This window comes from Micromonospora sp. NPDC047753, assembly GCF_040642735.1.
In the GTDB taxonomy this organism is placed as follows: Bacteria; Actinomycetota; Actinomycetes; order Mycobacteriales; family Micromonosporaceae; genus Micromonospora.
The window spans coordinates 1-16,446 of record NZ_JBEYSL010000090.1 but is presented as its reverse complement, the minus strand read 5'-3'; the positions used below and the strand labels follow the sequence as shown (position 1 = coordinate 16,446).

The window sequence follows — 16,446 nt, the reverse complement described above, 5'->3', positions numbered from 1 at the left end:
TGTCAGGGTGGCGGGGCCGGACGGCGGACGTGCTCCTGGTGCCCGCCGTGGGTCTGGTCGCCGTCGTCGGCGTACCGGGCTGGCGGGGCGTCGTCGTGAAGTCCTCGTCCGTCAGCGGACGGGGTTGACCTGCTCCGGGTGCTGCGCCACCCACTGCGCCAACCGATCCTCGCGCAGCGCGGCGAGGAACGCCGGGCCCTGCTCCGGGGCCAGCGGCAGCAGCGTACGGTCATCCACCGGCTGGCCCACCGGGAGGCTGAGCCCCACCGGGTCGACGCTCTTCAGCTCGGGTAGCACCGCCACCAGCCTGGTCAGCGGCAGGCCGTCGTCGTCGACCGCCAGACCCGTGCCGGCGGCCGACAGCAGCGCGGTGAGCCGTACCGGATTGGTCAGCACGTCCTTGGCGACGGCCCGCCGGACCAGTCCAGCGACGTAGCGCTGGGCGTTGCGGTCCCGGTCCAACGTGCCGTCGGGCAGGTACCGCCGTTGCCGCAGCAGGTCGACGGAGGCAGCCCCGTCGAGCAGCTGACAGCCTGCCGGGAAGGTCCGGCGGGTGTGCCAGGACCGCACCTCCTTCGGCAGACACACCTCCACCCCGTCGACCGCCTCGGTGATCCGGCGCAGACCGGCGAAGGTCAGCACCGCGCCGGCGTCGACGCGTACCCCGGTCAGGTCGGCGACCACCCGGCGGGTCAGGTCGTAGCCGGCGTCCAGGTCGGGCCGGGGCTCACCGGCACCGCTCCAGAACGCGCTGTTGAGCTTGTCGATCCCCCGGCCGGGGATCGACACCTCCAGGTCGCGCGGCAACGAGATGAGGTACGGCCGGCTCCGGTCGGCAGGGATGTGCACCAGCAGGACGGAGTCCGCCAACCGGTACGGCGGTTGCTCGCCGAAGCCGTCCACCCCGAGCAAGAGGACGTTCAGCGCCCCGGACTGCGCGTCAGCCGGTTGTCCGGACATCAACGGATCCGCAACTGGTCGATCGGGGCGCAGTTGCGGCACCCCGACTCCGAGCGCGGCGAGCAGGGCGAGCGTGACGCCAGCGGCCTGCAACCGCTGGCGGCGGCGACGGCGGACAGCGGCGAGCCGGTCGATCGCGACACGCAGCGGGCCGGTCGACGGGGTCAACGTTTCGTGCCGGGCGAACGCGGCACGCAGGTCATCCTCGATCATGTTCACGCCTCCACGTACTCGGCCCGGAGCGTGGCCAGGGCCCGGGAGATGGACGAGCGGACGGTCCCGACGGCACAGCCGAGAATGTCGGCGATCTCGACGTCGGGCAGGTCCTCGTAGTAGCGCAGCACCAGAGCAGCCCGCTGCCGACGCGGCAGCCGGGAGAGCCAGGACCAGACCTGATCCCGGTCCACGGCGGACTGGGCGTGATCGGTGGGCACCGGCACCGATGCGTCGGGCTCCCCGCGCAGCAGCACCCGGCGCACCCACGAGCCGCGCCGCCAGTCGACGTACTGGTTGGTGAGCATCCGGCGTACGTAACGCTCGGGCGAGTCGGCTCGGGCGACCCGACGCCAGTTGAGCTGGACCCGGACCATGGTCTCCTGGACCAGATCCTGGGCCTGGTGTGGTTCGCCGGTCAGCATCACCGCGTACCGCAGTAGCGGGGCCAGCCGCGTGTCCGCGAACTCCTCGTACGTCACTGCACCTCCCGGGGGCTCCTGCCTCACTTGACGGAAGCGGACCGACCGAACATTGCGGTGACGCTCATCAACCTTTTGGTTCGTCTTGCTCGGCGGGCGGCTTTGAGGGCTGCAGTCAGCCTTAGCAATTCCTTAAGATCCGCAGGCTCCACCTGATCCCCCACCTGGAGGAACCCCCCTCATGCTCACCCACTCCACCCGGCGTTGGCTCGCCGGACTGGGCGTAGCAGGCGCGTTCGTCGCCGCCTCCGCCAGCCCGGCCGTCGCCGCACCGGCAGCCCCCGCCGCAGCGGTAGACAATCTCGACCTGTACGCCAACAACGTGATCGTCGCGCCTGGAGGCACCGAGAAGTGGGTAACCCTCTTCTCGCTCACCACGGAGCGGCAGCCCGACGACTACACGATCAAGGTGGACCGGAGCAAGATCGACGGTTTCGCCAGCGTCGAGAGCAGCGGGGAGAACTGCACCGAGTCCGGTGCGATCCTGACGTGCAAGGTAGAGGACCAGGACGACGACGGCTCGTACCTGAACCTCGTCTCCCTCGTCGTTCGCGCGAAGGCCGGTGCCAAGCCCGATCAGAAGGGCGAGCTGAACTTCACTGTCACGTCGGACGGCAAGTCCGGATCCGTCTCCTACAGCTCGACTGTGGAGATCGGCGAGGGCGTCGATCTCACCACCACCGAGTTCCTGGAGCTCAAGGGCGCGCCCGGTGCCACGCTGAAGGCCCCGTTCCAGGTGACGAACCGGGGCGAGGCGCCCGCGAAGGACGCGGTTCTCTTCTTCGTCGGCGCGGACGGTCTTCAGCCGTCGAAGCGCTACGAGAACTGCGAGTACACCGAGGGCCCGCTGCACGACTGGGCATTCGCCTGCCGCTTCGAGGCGACCATCGGCAAGAACGCCAGCTTCCGCCTCGACGACAGCTTCGGCTTCACGGTGCCCGCCGACAGTTGGGCGCCGAACAGCTTCGGCGGGTTCTCCATCTGGTTCACGCCTGCCGACTGGGACGAGTACCGGTCCGAGGCCGAACTCCCGGCAAAGATCGGGCCGAACGGGACCGAGGGTGAGCTGAAGCTCGAGCCGGTCATGAACATGCGCTCCGGGCAGACCGACGTCAACCCGTTGGACAACTCGACCTGGGTCGACCTTCAGGTGACCGGCGACCAGCGGGCCGATGTGGCAGCGCGCGGCGCGAAGGTGACCGGCGACGTCGGCGCCACCGTCCCGCTCACGGTCGGCTACGTCAACAACGGGCCGGCGGCCGTCAACTCGGGTGGCAGCGAGTCGCCCTGGATCGGCACCACGGTCACGCTGCCGAAGGGCGTCACCGCCGTCCGCGCTCCGGAGGACTGCTTCAGCTCCGAGGACGACGGGTGGGAGCCGGGCAAGCCCGGCGGGCGGATCTACCAGTGCTTCGTGCTCGGCTCGATCAGGAAGGGCGAGAAGGTCGACTACGAGTTCCAGGTGCGGATCGACCAGGCCGGCGGCCAGACCGGTGAGGTCAAGCTGAGCACCGGGCAGGAAGACAAGCAGATCAAGGACCTGAACCCGGCCAACGACACCGCGCAGATCCTGGTGAACGGCGGCGGTGACGGCGGCCAGGGCGGCGGCGATGACGGTGACGGTGACGGCGGCTCGCTGCCGATCACCGGTCAGTCCACCGGGCTGATCGCCGGCCTCGGCGCGCTGCTGCTCGCCGCGGGCGTCGGCGGCTACCTGGTGGCCAAGCGCCGCCGGACCCGCTTCGTCGCCTGATCCACCCCGCACCACCGGTGCCCCGTCGACCACCACGGTCGGCGGGGCACCGTCGTTGGGCCCCACGGCGCGGGCGGGTGGTGACGGGCCGGTCCGGCGCGGCCGGGGCCCCGGGCTTCGGTACCCTTTGTGGCCGTGGACACAGCTGAGAAGACCCGCGCTCTCGTGGAGAGCGTCGCCCTGAACCCGCTCGATCCCAAAGATCTGTTGCAGACCTTCGGGCTGATCGGCGTGTGGGTGATCCTCTTCGCCGAGACCGGCCTGCTGGTGGGCTTCTTCTTCCCGGGTGACTCGCTGCTGTTCCTCGCCGGGGTGGCCTCGTCACCGGTGGCGGACGCGATCTTCGGTGACGGCACCCGCCTCTCCCTCGCCGGCCTGCTGATCGGTGGGCCGATCTGCGCGATCCTCGGGGCACAGCTGGGGCACTGGCTCGGCGCGCGGTACGGCCGGCCGATGTTCGAGCGGCCGAACTCCCGGCTCTTCAAGAAGGAGTACGTGGAGAAGGCCGAGTACTACTTCGAGAAGTTCGGCCCGGCGAAGGCCGTCGTGCTGGCGCGCTTCATTCCGATCGTCCGGACGTTCCTCAACCCGGTCGCGGGCGCGCTCGGCATGCCGGCCAAGAAGTTCCTGCTCTGGAACATCGTCGGCGCGGTGCTCTGGGTGGACGGCATCCTGCTGATCGGCTACCTGCTGGCCGAGCAGATCTACCAGGCCATCGGCGACAAGATCGACCACTACATCCTGCCGGTGGTGGCCCTGATCATTGTGATCTCGGTGCTGCCGATCTTCTTCGAGTTCCTCCGCGACCGGCGGGCTCGTAAGCGCGGCGAGGCGGTCGCGGTGGTCGCGGCGGCCAGCGCCGCCGGCGCTGTGGAGGCGGCCCGCGACGCGTTCGACCACGACCAGCACCAGGACGGCCGTCAGCGCCCGGAGCACGGTCAGGACCGTTGAGCGGTACGACGACGGCCGGCCCCCTGGTGAGGGGGTCGGCCGTCGGCATGTCGAACCCGGCCTCCGGTGGTGCGACCGGGGCCGAGCAGGTGTCAACCACCGGTGGCGCCACCCCTGGCTCGCCACCGGACGCCGCCCCGGCTCGGGACGGCATGGTGCCTACGTCAGCGGGCCTTCTTGGTGGCCCGCTTACGCGGCGGGGTCAGCAGGTCGGCGATCGTCGCGATCGCACTCGGGACCAGGCTGTAGTACGCCCAGACACCGCGCTTCTCCCGCTGCAACAAGCCAGCCTCGGTGAGGATGCGCAGGTGGTGACTGACCGTCGGCTGAGAGAGGCCGAGCGGCGCGGTCAGGTCACAGACGCACGCCTCGCCCTCGGGGGCCGACTGGATCAGGCTGAGCAGCCGCAACCGAGCAGGATCAGCAAGGGCCTTGAGGACCCCGGCGAGACGCTCGGCATCGGCACGTTCGATCGGCTCGCCGTTTAGCGGCGAGATCTGAGGCATAGTCATTTCGGCCAACGCAGTTCCCACGTATTCCATCCTTCCACCAGCAGCATCGATCCGCCTGCATATCAGCAGATCCGAATCGGCAGACTTTTACGCCACAAGGCCGAGGTCAGCCAACGTATAGGCCGCCCGGTACGGCAATCCGGCGGCTCGCACCGCGTCGCCGGCGCCTCGATCAACAATAACCACCACGCCCACGACTTCCGCCCCGGCCTCGCGAAGCGCCTCGACAGCTGTCAAAACACTTCCGCCAGTCGTGGATGTGTCCTCCACCGCCAACACACGGCGGCCAGCCACCTCCGGTCCCTCGATCCGCCGCTGAAGACCGTGGGCCTTGCCCGCCTTGCGCACCACAAAGGCGTCCAGGGCCCGGCCGGTCGGAGCGGCGGCGTGCAGCATCGAGAGCGCGACTGGATCCGCGCCCAGGGTGAGGCCCCCAACGGCGTCGAACTCCCAGTCGGCGGTGAGGTCGAGCAACACCCGGCCGACCAGAGGAGCGGCCCGGTGATGGAGCGTGACGCGCCGCAGGTCCACGTACCAGTCTGCCTCGCGCCCCGACGAGAGCACGACCCGGCCGTGGACCACAGCCAGGTCGGTAATGAATTTACGCAGGTCGTCGTGGTCCCCCATGGCGATAGAGGTTACTGCGCAACTCTGAACGCCGTGTGCGGGGTCCACCCTGATCAGCCCCGAGGGGAACCGATGACTGGCGATGCTCGACTACGCTCAGCAACTGGGCCGACAGCGGCGTGCCAACGCCGTCCCACCACTCGCTCGGGGTCGGCGGGCCGGTCGAGGCTCAGCGCTCGTCGCGACCGATCCGGCCGCGGGTGTCCCGCGCGACCGCCTGGAGCAGCCGCCGCGGCGCGTGTCGCATACCTGCCACGACCACCTTGTACTTCCACGCAGGGATGCTGACCATCTTGCCTTTGCGCAGGTCACGCAGGGCTTCGTCCACAACATCCTCGGCCCGCAGCCACAGCCACTCCGGCGTCTTGGACATGTTGATGCCGGCCCGCTGATGGAATTCGGTGCGGGTGTAGCCGGGGCAGAGGGCCATCACCTGGACGCCGAACGGCCGCGCTGACTGGCCGACGGACTCACTGAAGTTGGTGACCCACGCCTTGCTGGCGGAGTATGTCGATCCGGGCATCGCCGTCCCGAACCCGGCGACCGAAGAGACATTTATCACTGCCCCATTTCGCCGTTCGGTCATCGGTCGAAGCGCCGCCAGGGTCAACCGCATGACCGCGTGCACGTTGAGTCGCAACAGTCGCGCCTCGTCCTCCGCCGTGGAGCGCAGGAACGGTTTGTTCAGGCTGATCCCCGCATTGTTGACCAGCAGGTGCACCGGGCTGCCGTCGGCGAGGCGCTGCTCCACGGTGGCGCAGCCGTCGTCGGTGGACAGATCCGCTGAGATCGTCTCCACCTCGCGTCCGGACGTGGAACCCAGCTCGGTGGCCAGCTCGGTCAGCCGCGCCGCGTCGCGGGCAACGAGCACCAGGTGCCAGCCGTCGGCGGCCAGGCGTCGCGTGAACGCCGCGCCGATGCCGGCGGTGGCCCCGGTGATCAGGGCTCGGCGCTCGGCAGTCGTGGGGTCGAGCGTCACGGAGTGGTCCTCACCTGGGCGGGTACGGGGGCCTGTGCGGCGCCGACGGGGGCTGGGGCGGTGCGGGCGGGAACATGGGCGGTGCGGTTGGCACCGTAGAGCGGTGGCGGCCGAACCAGCTGTTCGCCGCCGGCAGCGCCAGCAGCATAGCTACTACAAGGTAACCGAGCGCCTGTGCGACGGAAAGCCCGGCGTTGAGCGGGATCCACCAGGACGGGTACGCGTCACCGACCAGGCCCAGCAACTCGGCGAGGGACTGGTCGCCGGAGCCCATTCGCAGTGGCGCGGCCCGTTCGCCGACGACCACCACCACACTGCAACAGGCGGCGAGCAGACCGAGCCCGCTGACCACCCAGGTCGCCACCCGAACGCCGTTGCGACCGGCCAGCAGACCGAGGGCCAGGCCGGCGAGCAGCAGCGCGGACAGCACCGCCACCACCGCCGTCAGCACGGCCGACGCGCGGAGCAGGGCCACCACGCCGTCGATCTGCTCCGGGCTCGCCGAGGTGTCGCGGGCGGCGGAGCGGAACGCGTCGACCGTCCCGCCCAGCACCACCAGGGAGACCACCGCGTACGCGAGCGCGGCGACCGCCATCACCAACAGCACCGTCGCAGCCGACAGGGCGGCGGCGGGCCGGCGGGCCGGTGCCGATTCCGGGTACGACACGACGAATCCCTCCGGTAGGCGTCGGGTTGCAACCTACTCGGAGGGATCGTCGGCGTCGTGCTTATCGAGCCGTCAGTTGCTCGGCGGCGGGGTTGACCCGGGCCGATCCGTGGGCGGCGTGTCGTCCGGGCGGTCCGCGGCCGGTGGCGGCGGGTAGCTCGGCTCCCCACTCGACGGATAACCCGGCTCACCGGATGCCTGCGGATAACCCGGCTCACCGGATGCCTGCGGGTAACCGGGCTGACCCGGCGCCTGCGGGTGGCCCGGGTAGCTGGCGCCCGGGGTGGGCGGCTCCCAGCCCGCGGTGGGCTTGCGGAAGAACGGGTTGGCCTTCGGCAGCGCCAGCAGGACCAGCGCCGTGATCAGCGCGATCAGGCTGAGCACACCCAGCAGGAGGCTGACCGGGGTCACCCAGGAGGGCAGGGCCTCCTCCAGGCGGCGCTGGATCTCCTCCGGGCTCGGCGCGTCGCCGGTGGTCCCGCCACCGGTGTTGAAACCGCCGGCCGCGTTGCTGAGCAGACCACCGCCCACGCAGCAGACCATGATGCCGCCGACGATCCAGGTGGTGATCCGGGCACCGTTGCGGCCCTGGTTGTTGAACAGGGCCAGCACGCCCAGCACGACCGCGAGCAGCAGCAGGACGATGCTCCCGCCGATGCCGATGACGGCGAAGACGTCGGCCACCTGGTCACCGTCGGTGCCGCTGCCCGCGTACGCCTCGCGGAGCGCGTCCCGCGTCTTGCTGAAGGTGCTGAGCGTGATGATCAGACTGATTACCTGGAGCGCCAGGAACAGGAAGAGCAGGTAACTGGAAATCGACACAATGGATGGCCGCTGACGGGCCGGCGTGCTCTGGGAATCGACCACGATTCTCCTTCCCTAGATCGCGCCCACACCGTATCGACAACCGGCCAGTTCGGCATGCCGTGACGAGCCCGGCGCGTCCGCCCGGGCCGGCTCGGCGGGCCTCAGGCCCGGGGCGGGCGGATTGTCAGGTCGGCGGGGTCGAGCAGGTCACCGCGGGCGACCCGCCAGCCCTCTTCGCCGTACGCCTCGAAGGACAGCCGCGCGCTGCCACCGGACTGGTAGTCGTGGTAGCGCATCGTCCCGGTCGACGGCAACTCGGTCTCTCCGGTCGCTGTGTAACGCGCCTGCCCGGTCTCGGCCCAGGTGTAGCGCCGCCTGCCGAGTTCGATGGTCGGGGCGCCCGGGGTGACGGTGGCGCCCGGCTCCGGGGTCCAGAAGACCAGCTCGAGTTCGGGGCCGTCCTCCACGGAGAGCCGGTGGCGGGTGCCGGAGTCGTCGTCGAGGAGGTGCTGCACCCAACTCCAGTCGCCCTCGACCAGGCGGATCGTGGCACTCACCGCGTACTCCCGCTCGCGGATCCGCACGCTGTCACCCGGAGCCAGCCGGCGGAGCGGGCCACCGTGCGGCGGCTCCGCCGGCTGGCCGAGAGGCCGGCCCGTCGGCCGTCGGCGGGCCCGCACGACGACCACGACCACGACCACCGCTAGTACGGCAACAGCCGCCACCAGGCACGTCACCAGCGCGTCCACTCGACCACCTCCCCAGGTACGTCGGCGCAGACGGTAACAACCGTCGGCACCCGGACGACCCGCGCTGTGGCCGACAGCTCAGCTAACGATTGTGGTCGGGTGCGTCCTCCGGAGGCGGCACCGGCGGTCCCGTCGGCCCTGGTGAGGCGCCCGGTGCTCCCGGCGTCAGGTGCGCTGCCGGGTCGGGGCAGATCAGGTAGCCGGGTGGGAGCGGCTGGTTCGGCGGCAGGAAGCCCGGCACGAGCGGAGCTGTCGGGTATCCGTAACCGGTCGGGGCGTAGGTGGGGACGGGCATCACCCAGGCCGGCCCGGGAAGCGCCTCGTTCGCGGTACGCGGCACGAACCAGCGGTTCGCCGGCGGCAGCGCCAGCAGCAGGGTCACGGCTGCGGAGAGGACAAGAACGGTGAGCACACCCAGCCCTGCCGCCGGGAAGAGCAGGTCCTCCCAGGGATCGGTGCCGGCGTACAACGTGTCGTAGAACGTCGAGGTCTCCCACTCCTCGTCCCAATCCGGTGGCGGCTCGTCGCCGATCTCCGGCATGGTCAGCAGCGGCACGAGAAAACCTCCGGAGCAGCACTGCCCGAAGCAGACCAGCAACTGCGCTCCACTGGCCACGAAGACCAGGATCCGCGCGACGTTGGCGCCCCGCCGGACCGGGACGGCGGTGGCCGCAAACCAGACCGCGAGCAACACCGCCGGCACGCCGAGGATCAGCGTCATCACGACGTTGCCCTGCCGCTCGCCGGCCACCTCCTCCGGGTCGGCGTCCGGCACCAGTCGTACCGCGCGGTCGATCTGGCCATCGAAGCGCACCGCCTCGGCCACCGTCAGCGCGGCCAGGCCGAGCAGCACCAGCACCACGGCCAGTTGCAGCCAGAAGGCGATGGTCACGGTGGCCGGGCGGGGCGGACGCGGCGCGGTGGCGGGCGGGCTCATGGCTCGCAACGTACGGTGCGTCGTCAGCAACCGGCAGAACCGATCGGGCAGCGCCGACCGGCGAATGGATCATGCTGCGGCGAGCCGCCGACTGGCGTAGGTGCCGAGGGTTTCCCGGTCCATCACGCAGCCGACGAAGGTGGTCAACTCGCTCGGATCGTCCCGCAGCGACGTCCACGTCGCTCGGGCCGTCTCCGGGTCGATCCGCTCCAGCAGCGTGGCCGCGTAAGCCCGGCCGGCGGGTGTGCCGTCGGCCAGCACCCGGTCGAGCTGGCGGCGTACCTCATCGGGGTGGTCGCTCAGGGCGGCCTCGACCCGGTGGTACGCCTCGGTCACCGGCAACAGGGTGCCCGCGATCCCCACCCCACCAAAGGCGAGCGTCTCAGCGGCCACCAACTCGTCGACGGCGGCGCCCAATTCGCGCTCCCAAGCCTTCCGCTTTCCAAACATGCCTCCACCCTTTCCCCGTCCGGCCCCACTCCACCCCGTTGATCACGAGGTTTGTGCCATGAGCGGAGACTCTCCTGACACGGCCGCCTGTTCGGGCGCCAGGTGGTGCGGGTCAGTAGCCGCGCCACTCGGTGCGGGCGTAGTCGAGGACCCTCGGTTGGAGGAGGGTGCTGGGGGGCACGTCCAGGCGGGCGCGGTCGGCGGGAAAGGCCGCCGCGGCCCGCAGCACGCCCGGGTCGAGGAAACGCAGCCGGGGAGCGTCGGCCGGCAGTTCCAGCACCGGCGGGGCGGTTCCCGCCGTGGCGAGCAGGAAACCCCAGTCGCCGAAGGACGGCACGTCGACGTGGTACGGCACTGTGGCGAAGCCGGCTTCCCGCACCGATGCGTCGATCGACCAGTAGGAGCGGGGCGCGAAGTACGGCGAGCCGGACTGCACCACCAGCCGTCCCCGCTCGGCGAGCACCGACCTGATCAGCGCGTAGAACTCGACGGTGTAGAGCTTGGCCGTGGCCGTCTCGTCCGGGTCGGGCAGGTCGGCGACCACCACGTCGAAGCGCTCGGCGGCGGTACGCAGCCAGCCGAACGCGTCAGTGTTCACCACCCGTACCCGGGGGTCGTCGAGCGAGCCGCCGTTGAGCGCCCGCAGCTGCGGCACGGTGCTGGCCAGCGCCACCACCGCCGGGTCGAGGTCGACAACTGTCACCCGGCGGACGTCCGGGTACCGCAGGATCTCCCGGACGGCGAGGCCGTCGCCGGCACCGAGAACCAGTACGTCGCCGCGTGGACCTCGCATCGCCGGATGCACCAGCGCCTCGTGGTAGCGGTACTCGTCCACCGAGCTGAACTGAAGATCACCGTTGAGGAACAGCCGGAGGTCGGTGTCGGCGTGGCCGACCTCCCGCACCGACCTGGTCAGCACGATCTCCTGGTAACGGGAGCGTTCGGCGTACACGACGGGGTCCCGGTAGAGCTGCTGCCGGGCGGTCACCTCGAAGTCGGCGGCGGTCACCCAGGCGTACCCCAGGCAGAGCGCGACCACGACGGAGCCGGCGCCGAGGACGAGCCGGGCGCGGCGGCTCAGCTCTCTCCGGAACACCGTGCAGACCAGGGCGAGACCGGCCACCGCGTTCACCGCGCCGACCACCAGGGCACCCTTGAGCTGGCCGAAGACGGGGATCAACAGGAACGGGAAGGCGAGCCCGCCGAGCAGCGCGCCGACGTAGTCGGCGGCGAACAGGTCGGCCACCGCACTGCCGGCGGCCTGCTCGCGGATGCGCTGCAACATCACCATCAGCAGCGGAATCTCCGCGCCGATCAGCAGGCCCAGCACGAAGGCGGTGGCGACCAACGCCGGGCCGTACAGGTCGAGCCAGGCGAAGGCGGCGTAGAGGCCGAGCACGGACAGGCCACCGAGCAGGGCCAGGGTCAGTTCGATCACCGCGAACGCTGCGGCGGCCCGGGGCTGCAACGGCTTCGCGACCAGTGCGCCGACGCCCATCGCGAAGACCATCACGCCGAGCACGATCGACGCCTGCCCGACGGTGTCGCCGATCAGGTAGCTGCCGAGCGCGACAAGGGCCAGCTCGTAGACCAGCCCGCAGGCGGCGCAGACGAAGACCGCGACCAGCACCGCCGCGCGGGCCAGCCGCCAGTGCGGCCGGGCCTCGGTGACGAGGTTCTGCACGGAGGGCTCCAGGTGATGGGGTCAGGCGTCGGGCTACTTGCCGGTGCCGGGGCCGCCGCCCCGAACGCTGTTACCGCGTCCCCAACCCCAGTACGACCCGACGGTCGAGTGGTAGCGGGGGTGAGCGGTGTCCATGTCTTCGAGCAGGATCACCGAGCCTGCGGCGATCGGCAGGATCACCACCGAGTCGTCGTCGTAGCGCAGGTAGACGCCGCTGCCGTCGGCGTACCGGTCGGACGGATTCCACGCGTCGGTCAGTTCCTTGGCGACGGCGGTCGGTGACTTCGACGAGGTGTACGCGGTCGCTTCCCGGCCGATGTCCCGGCTGGCCGCTCGCGAATACCTGTCCTGCACGTAGGCGCGCGGGGAGAAGGTGCCGTTGACGAGGGCGAAGCCCGCGACCAGCGCGCCGACCACGGCCGCTGCCACGCCCACCACGAACCAGCGTCGGTACGTCATCGCAGTGCCACCACCGTCTCGGTCAGGACCAGCTCGTTGGTCTGGGGGTACGCGTGCCAGGTACGCCAGCCGACCGTCCCGTGCGGCAGGTCGGCGCGCACGGCCAGCGCGGTCACCGCGTCCGGGTCGCCGGGAAAGACTCCGACCAGGGCGTACGGGTCGTCGGCCAGGTCGGCGCGGAGCCTGGCGATCCGGGTGTGCAACTCACCGTCGGCGGGGCGCAGCACGGCGGCGGTGAAGCGGTAGCCGCCCGCTTCGTCGTGCAGGGCGTCGGGCAGGTGCGGCGGCCGGCCCGGCAGGCAGGCGACCGTCTCGGTGAGTTCGGCCGCACCGCCGGGTTCGGTCAGCACGACCTGGTGGGACGCACCGAGCAGGCGCAGCCGTAGCCGGACGTCCCCGGGCAGCGTGAGGTCGCGGACGTGCAGCGCGGGACGCTCCGGGCCGCCGAGTGCCAGGCTGAGGTCGGCGGCGCAGGTGTCGACGTACGGGGTGTGGAGGCTCACCAGCACCTCAGCTGGCCTCCGGCCCGGCCTGCGGGTAGACCATCACGTCGGCGCGGTGCAACTGCTCGCCCCGGGCGACCTCCCAGCCGGCCTGGCCGTACGCCTCGAAGGAGAGCCGTTCGCCGCCAGGGGCCCGGTAGTCGTGGTATCGAAGGGTGCCACTGGGGTCGAGGCCGGTGCTGCCGGTGGCCGTGAAGCGGGCCTGACCGGACTCCTCCAGGGCGTAGCGGCGGCCGGCAAAGTCGAGCGCGGACGCACCCGGGGTGATCGTGGCGGCCGGCTCGACGGTCCAGAGCACCAGCTCCAGGTCGGGGTCCTCCTCCACGGAGAGCCAGCGCTTGTCGCCCTCGGCGGTGTCCAGCAGGTGCTCGGCCCAGCTCCAGCCGCCCTCATCCAGATGCACCGAGCCCCGGACCGCGTACGACACCCGGCGGATCTCGACGATGTCGCCGGGCTTGAGCCTGCGCGGGTCGCCCCGGAGCGCGTCGCTGTCGGTGTCCCGGAACGGGTCCGCGGGTGCCGCCGGACGGGCGGCCTTACGGCCCTTGCGCAGCGCCACCACCGCAACCACGACCCCGGCGACTCCGATCAGACACCCCAACGTCGTCACCAGGTACGCCACGGGACCGTTCATGCCGACCACCTCCCCAAGTGCGTCGGCGGGAACGGTAACAACCCCGCGCACCTGGAGAAATTCATCATTGTCTGGTGATCTGGCAGCTACGGAGCGTCTCGGTGGGGCGCCGTCGGGGGCGGAGAACGGGTCGGGCCGACCCCGCCTGCGAGGCGGGATCGGCCCGGGTGCGACGGATCAGGCGGCGGTGACGGCCAACCCTTCCTTCGCGTCGGCCAGATCGACCTTGACGGTGTCGCCGTCTCGGATCGTCCCGGAGAGCAGGGCCCTGGCGAGTTGGTCGCCGATCGCGGTCTGGACCAGACGACGGAGCGGTCGCGCACCGTAGATCGGGTCGTAGCCGTGCTCGGCCAGCCAGTTCCGAGCGGCATCGGTGATCTCCAGACCCAGCCGGCGATCGGCCAACCGCCGCCGCATCCGGTGCAACTGGATGTCGACGATGGAGCGCAGGTCATCTCCCCGCAGCGAGGCGAAGACCACCATGTCGTCCAGACGGTTGAGGAACTCCGGCTTGAAGTGCGACCGGACCACGGCCAGCACGCCCTCGCGGCGCTGCTCGTCGGCGAGCGTCAGGTCGCTGATCACCGACGACCCGAGGTTGGACGTGAGGATCAGGATCGCGTTACGGAAGTCCACGGTGCGGCCCTGGCCGTCGGTGAGCCGGCCGTCGTCGAGCACCTGGAGCAGCACGTCGAAGACGTCCGGGTGAGCCTTCTCCACCTCGTCCAGCAGCACCACCGAGTACGGCCGTCGGCGCACCGCCTCGGTGAGCTGACCGCCCTCGTTGTAACCGACGTAGCCGGGTGGGGCACCGACCAGGCGGGCTACCGAGTGCTTCTCGCCGTACTCGCTCATGTCGATGCGGACCATGGCCCGCTCGTCGTCGAAGAGGAACTCGGCGAGGGCCTTGGCCAGCTCGGTCTTGCCGACGCCGGTGGGGCCGAGGAAGAGGAAGCTGCCTGTCGGGCGGTCCGGGTCGGCGATACCGGCCCGGGCACGGCGTACCGCGTCGGAGACGGCGCCGACCGCTTCGGTCTGGCCGACCACCCGGCCGCCCAGCGACTCCTCCATCCGCAGCAGCTTGGCCGTCTCACCCTCCAGCAGGCGGCCGGCGGGGATGCCGGTCCAGGAGGCGACCACGGCGGCGATGTCGTCCGCGCCGACCTCCTCCTTCAGCATCGCGCCGTCGGCCTGAAGCTCAGCCAGCTCCTCCGCGGCCTGCTTCAGCTCGACCTTCAGGGCGGGAATCCGGCCGTAGCGCAGCTCGGCGGCGCGTTCCAGCTCGCCGTCGCGCTCGGCCCGCTCGGCCTCACCGCCGAGGCGTTCCAGCTCCTCCTTCGCCGTGGAGAGCTTGGTGATGTGACTCTTCTCCGTCTGCCAGCGCTCGGAGAGCACTGTGAGCTGCTCGCGCTTGTCGGCCAACTCCTTGCGGAGCCGCTCCAACCGCTCGGCCGAGGCGGCGTCCGGCTCCTTGGCCAGGGCCATCTCCTCGATCTCCAACCGGCGGACGGCCCGCTCGATCTCGTCCACCTCGACCGGACGCGAGTCGATCTCCATCCGGAGCCGGGACGCGGACTCGTCGACCAGGTCGATCGCCTTGTCCGGCAGGAACCGGTTGGAGATCACACCGGAGCCGATTCCGGTGCCAGCCTTGATGTAGACGGCGTGGTCCAACTCGGAATGCGCGGTGCGGTGCGCGCCGAGTGCCATCAGGTTGGCGTCGTTGTCCACGACGACCGGCACGTCGACGCGACCGGCGCAGAACGCGGCGACGTCGAAGCCGTTCCAGCCGGGCATCCGCGACGGGCTGACGATCCGCCCGGTGGAGTGCTGCACCGGGCCGGGGATCCCGATGCCGACGCCGCGGAGCGCACCTGGCGCGGAGCCGCCGCCGGCCGCCGGATCGCTGCCGACCAGCGTGGCGACCTCGGCGAGTAGTGCACCGAGCACCGCCTCTGGGCCGTCCTCGATGCGGACCGGCAGGGTGCGGGCCTGGACCACCCGCCCGGAGAGATCCAGTGCGCCGACGCGGGCGTGATGGGCGCCGAGGTCGATGGCGCCGACCACCGCGCCGCCGGTGGGCACGGCGAGTTGACGGGGCCGCCGTCCACCCCGGGACCGCCCGGCACCGGCCTCCTCCAGCAGCCCTTGGCTGATCAACGCCTCGACCCGCTGGGAAACCGTCGACGGGGAGAGCCCGGAGAGGCGGGACAGGTCGGCCCGACTGACGGCCGCACCGGTGGCCACCCAGCGCAGTAGCTCCCGGGGGCCGCCCCGGAGGGCATCGCGTGGCGCGTCGTCAATCGTCACGTCAGCTTCTTAGCACCCGCAGTTTGTTCAAGCAACCGGTTGACTTAGTTTGCTAGCTACCTTTAGATGGCGCTGTTGGTTCGATATGAAGCTGACTTAGTTTTGTAGTCGAAGGAAGTGAGGCCGCCTGGTGGCACCGGAGACGACGGGTGCGGACCGACCGATGGTGTCGGTACGCGGCCTGAACAAGTGGTTCGGTCCGCTGCACGTGCTCAAGGACATCGACCTCACGGTGGCCGCCGGCGAGGTGGTCGTCGTGGTGGGGCCCTCCGGCTCCGGCAAGTCGACACTGTGCCGCTGCCTCAACCGGTTGGAGACCGTCGGGCAGGGCAGCGTCGAGATCGACGGTGAGCCGCTGCCCGCCGAGGGCCGCGCGCTGGCCCGGCTGCGCGCCGACGTCGGCATGGTCTTCCAGTCGTTCAACCTCTTCGGCCACAAGACGGTGCTGGACAACATCACCCTCGGCCCCACCCGGGTTCGCCGGATCCCTCGACCCGAGGCGCGGCAGCAGGCGTTGGCCCTGCTGGAGCGCGTCGGCATCGCCGACAAGGCAGACCACCACCCGGCCCAGCTCTCCGGCGGGCAGCAGCAGCGGGCCGCGATCGCCCGAGCCCTGGCGATGCAACCGAAGGTGCTGCTCTTCGACGAGCCGACCTCGGCCCTCGACCCGGAAATGGTCATCGAGTGCTCGGCCTCCTCGGCCACGGCGCTGGCGAACGCCGCCCGGTCCCGGATGACCTCCTCGACGGTGAGCCGGCCGACGATCGAG

At 70.7% G+C, this 16,446-nt stretch carries 17 protein-coding genes and 2 pseudogenes; 3 read left to right on the top strand and 16 right to left on the bottom strand.

The features are described from left to right. Positions 1–111: 111 nt before the first annotated feature. Together ABZ749_RS10895 and ABZ749_RS10890 are read right to left on the bottom strand one after the other, a co-directional pair. Positions 112–1,173, bottom strand: coding sequence for an LCP family protein (locus ABZ749_RS10895; RefSeq protein ID WP_357225879.1), 1,062 nt, complete (start codon positions 1,171–1,173; stop codon positions 112–114). Positions 1,174–1,175: 2 nt separating this feature from the next. Then, positions 1,176–1,655 carry a SigE family RNA polymerase sigma factor gene (locus ABZ749_RS10890; RefSeq protein WP_112586142.1) on the bottom strand — a complete coding sequence of 160 codons (480 nt, stop codon included), beginning with the start codon at positions 1,653–1,655 and terminating at the stop codon, positions 1,176–1,178. Between the two features lie 181 nt (positions 1,656–1,836). On the opposite strand from ABZ749_RS10890, the gene ABZ749_RS10885 reads away from it, so the two are divergent. After that, complete coding sequence (locus ABZ749_RS10885; protein WP_357225873.1) at positions 1,837–3,408, top strand: LPXTG cell wall anchor domain-containing protein; 1,572 nt, start codon at positions 1,837–1,839, stop codon at positions 3,406–3,408. A gap of 129 nt (positions 3,409–3,537) precedes the next feature. Next, positions 3,538–4,359 (top strand): DedA family protein, encoded by an 822-nt coding sequence (locus tag ABZ749_RS10880; protein ID WP_357225870.1) that lies wholly within the window; start codon positions 3,538–3,540, stop codon positions 4,357–4,359. Between the two features lie 164 nt (positions 4,360–4,523). Here the strand turns inward: ABZ749_RS10880 and ABZ749_RS10875 are convergent, their stop codons facing one another. The 14 genes and pseudogenes from ABZ749_RS10875 to ABZ749_RS10810 all read right to left on the bottom strand — a co-directional run. Next, entirely contained in the window at positions 4,524–4,901 is a 378-nt protein-coding gene (locus ABZ749_RS10875; RefSeq protein WP_030332125.1) for a metalloregulator ArsR/SmtB family transcription factor, read from the bottom strand. Positions 4,902–4,958: 57 nt separating this feature from the next. Further along, on the bottom strand, positions 4,959–5,498 hold the full coding sequence (gene pyrE / locus ABZ749_RS10870) for an orotate phosphoribosyltransferase (protein ID WP_112586136.1): 540 nt from the start codon (positions 5,496–5,498) through the stop codon (positions 4,959–4,961). A gap of 169 nt (positions 5,499–5,667) precedes the next feature. Then, entirely contained in the window at positions 5,668–6,477 is an 810-nt protein-coding gene (locus tag ABZ749_RS10865; RefSeq protein ID WP_357225866.1) for an SDR family oxidoreductase, read from the bottom strand. Between the two features lie 10 nt (positions 6,478–6,487). After that, positions 6,488–7,144, bottom strand: coding sequence for a hypothetical protein (locus ABZ749_RS10860; RefSeq protein ID WP_357225863.1), 657 nt, complete (start codon positions 7,142–7,144; stop codon positions 6,488–6,490). Between the two features lie 72 nt (positions 7,145–7,216). Continuing rightward, complete coding sequence (locus ABZ749_RS10855) at positions 7,217–8,011, bottom strand: hypothetical protein (protein WP_357225857.1); 795 nt, start codon at positions 8,009–8,011, stop codon at positions 7,217–7,219. Positions 8,012–8,112: 101 nt separating this feature from the next. Beyond that, positions 8,113–8,700, bottom strand: coding sequence for a DUF4178 domain-containing protein (locus ABZ749_RS10850; RefSeq protein ID WP_357225854.1), 588 nt, complete (start codon positions 8,698–8,700; stop codon positions 8,113–8,115). Positions 8,701–8,782: 82 nt separating this feature from the next. Beyond that, on the bottom strand, positions 8,783–9,637 hold the full coding sequence (locus ABZ749_RS10845; protein WP_357225850.1) for a hypothetical protein: 855 nt from the start codon (positions 9,635–9,637) through the stop codon (positions 8,783–8,785). A gap of 69 nt (positions 9,638–9,706) precedes the next feature. After that, entirely contained in the window at positions 9,707–10,087 is a 381-nt protein-coding gene (locus tag ABZ749_RS10840; protein ID WP_357225846.1) for a hypothetical protein, read from the bottom strand. Positions 10,088–10,199: 112 nt separating this feature from the next. After that, positions 10,200–11,771: a polyamine aminopropyltransferase gene (locus ABZ749_RS10835; protein ID WP_357198249.1), complete on the bottom strand. Its 1,572-nt coding sequence runs from the start codon at positions 11,769–11,771 to the stop codon at positions 10,200–10,202. A 33-nt stretch (positions 11,772–11,804) separates the two neighbouring features. Beyond that, the gene (locus ABZ749_RS10830) at positions 11,805–12,230 is read right to left on the bottom strand and encodes a DUF4247 domain-containing protein (protein ID WP_357225841.1); all 426 of its coding nucleotides are present in this window, start codon (positions 12,228–12,230) and stop codon (positions 11,805–11,807) included. Beyond that, positions 12,227–12,739: a DUF2617 family protein gene (locus ABZ749_RS10825; protein WP_357225836.1), complete on the bottom strand. Its 513-nt coding sequence runs from the start codon at positions 12,737–12,739 to the stop codon at positions 12,227–12,229. The genes ABZ749_RS10830 and ABZ749_RS10825 overlap by 4 nt, the downstream gene beginning before the upstream one ends. A gap of 1 nt (position 12,740) precedes the next feature. Next, a complete protein-coding gene (locus ABZ749_RS10820; RefSeq protein ID WP_357225830.1) occupies positions 12,741–13,367 on the bottom strand; it encodes a DUF4178 domain-containing protein in 627 nt (208 codons plus the stop codon). A gap of 177 nt (positions 13,368–13,544) precedes the next feature. Further along, positions 13,545–14,990, bottom strand: a pseudogene (locus tag ABZ749_RS10815) (AAA family ATPase); the annotation flags it as partial. Further along, positions 14,991–15,614, bottom strand: a pseudogene (locus tag ABZ749_RS10810) (ROK family protein); the annotation flags it as partial. 226 nt (positions 15,615–15,840) lie between these two features. On the opposite strand from ABZ749_RS10810, the gene ABZ749_RS10805 reads away from it, so the two are divergent. Then, a partial coding sequence (locus tag ABZ749_RS10805) for an ATP-binding cassette domain-containing protein (protein WP_357225825.1) occupies positions 15,841–16,446 on the top strand: 606 nt, incomplete at its 3' end.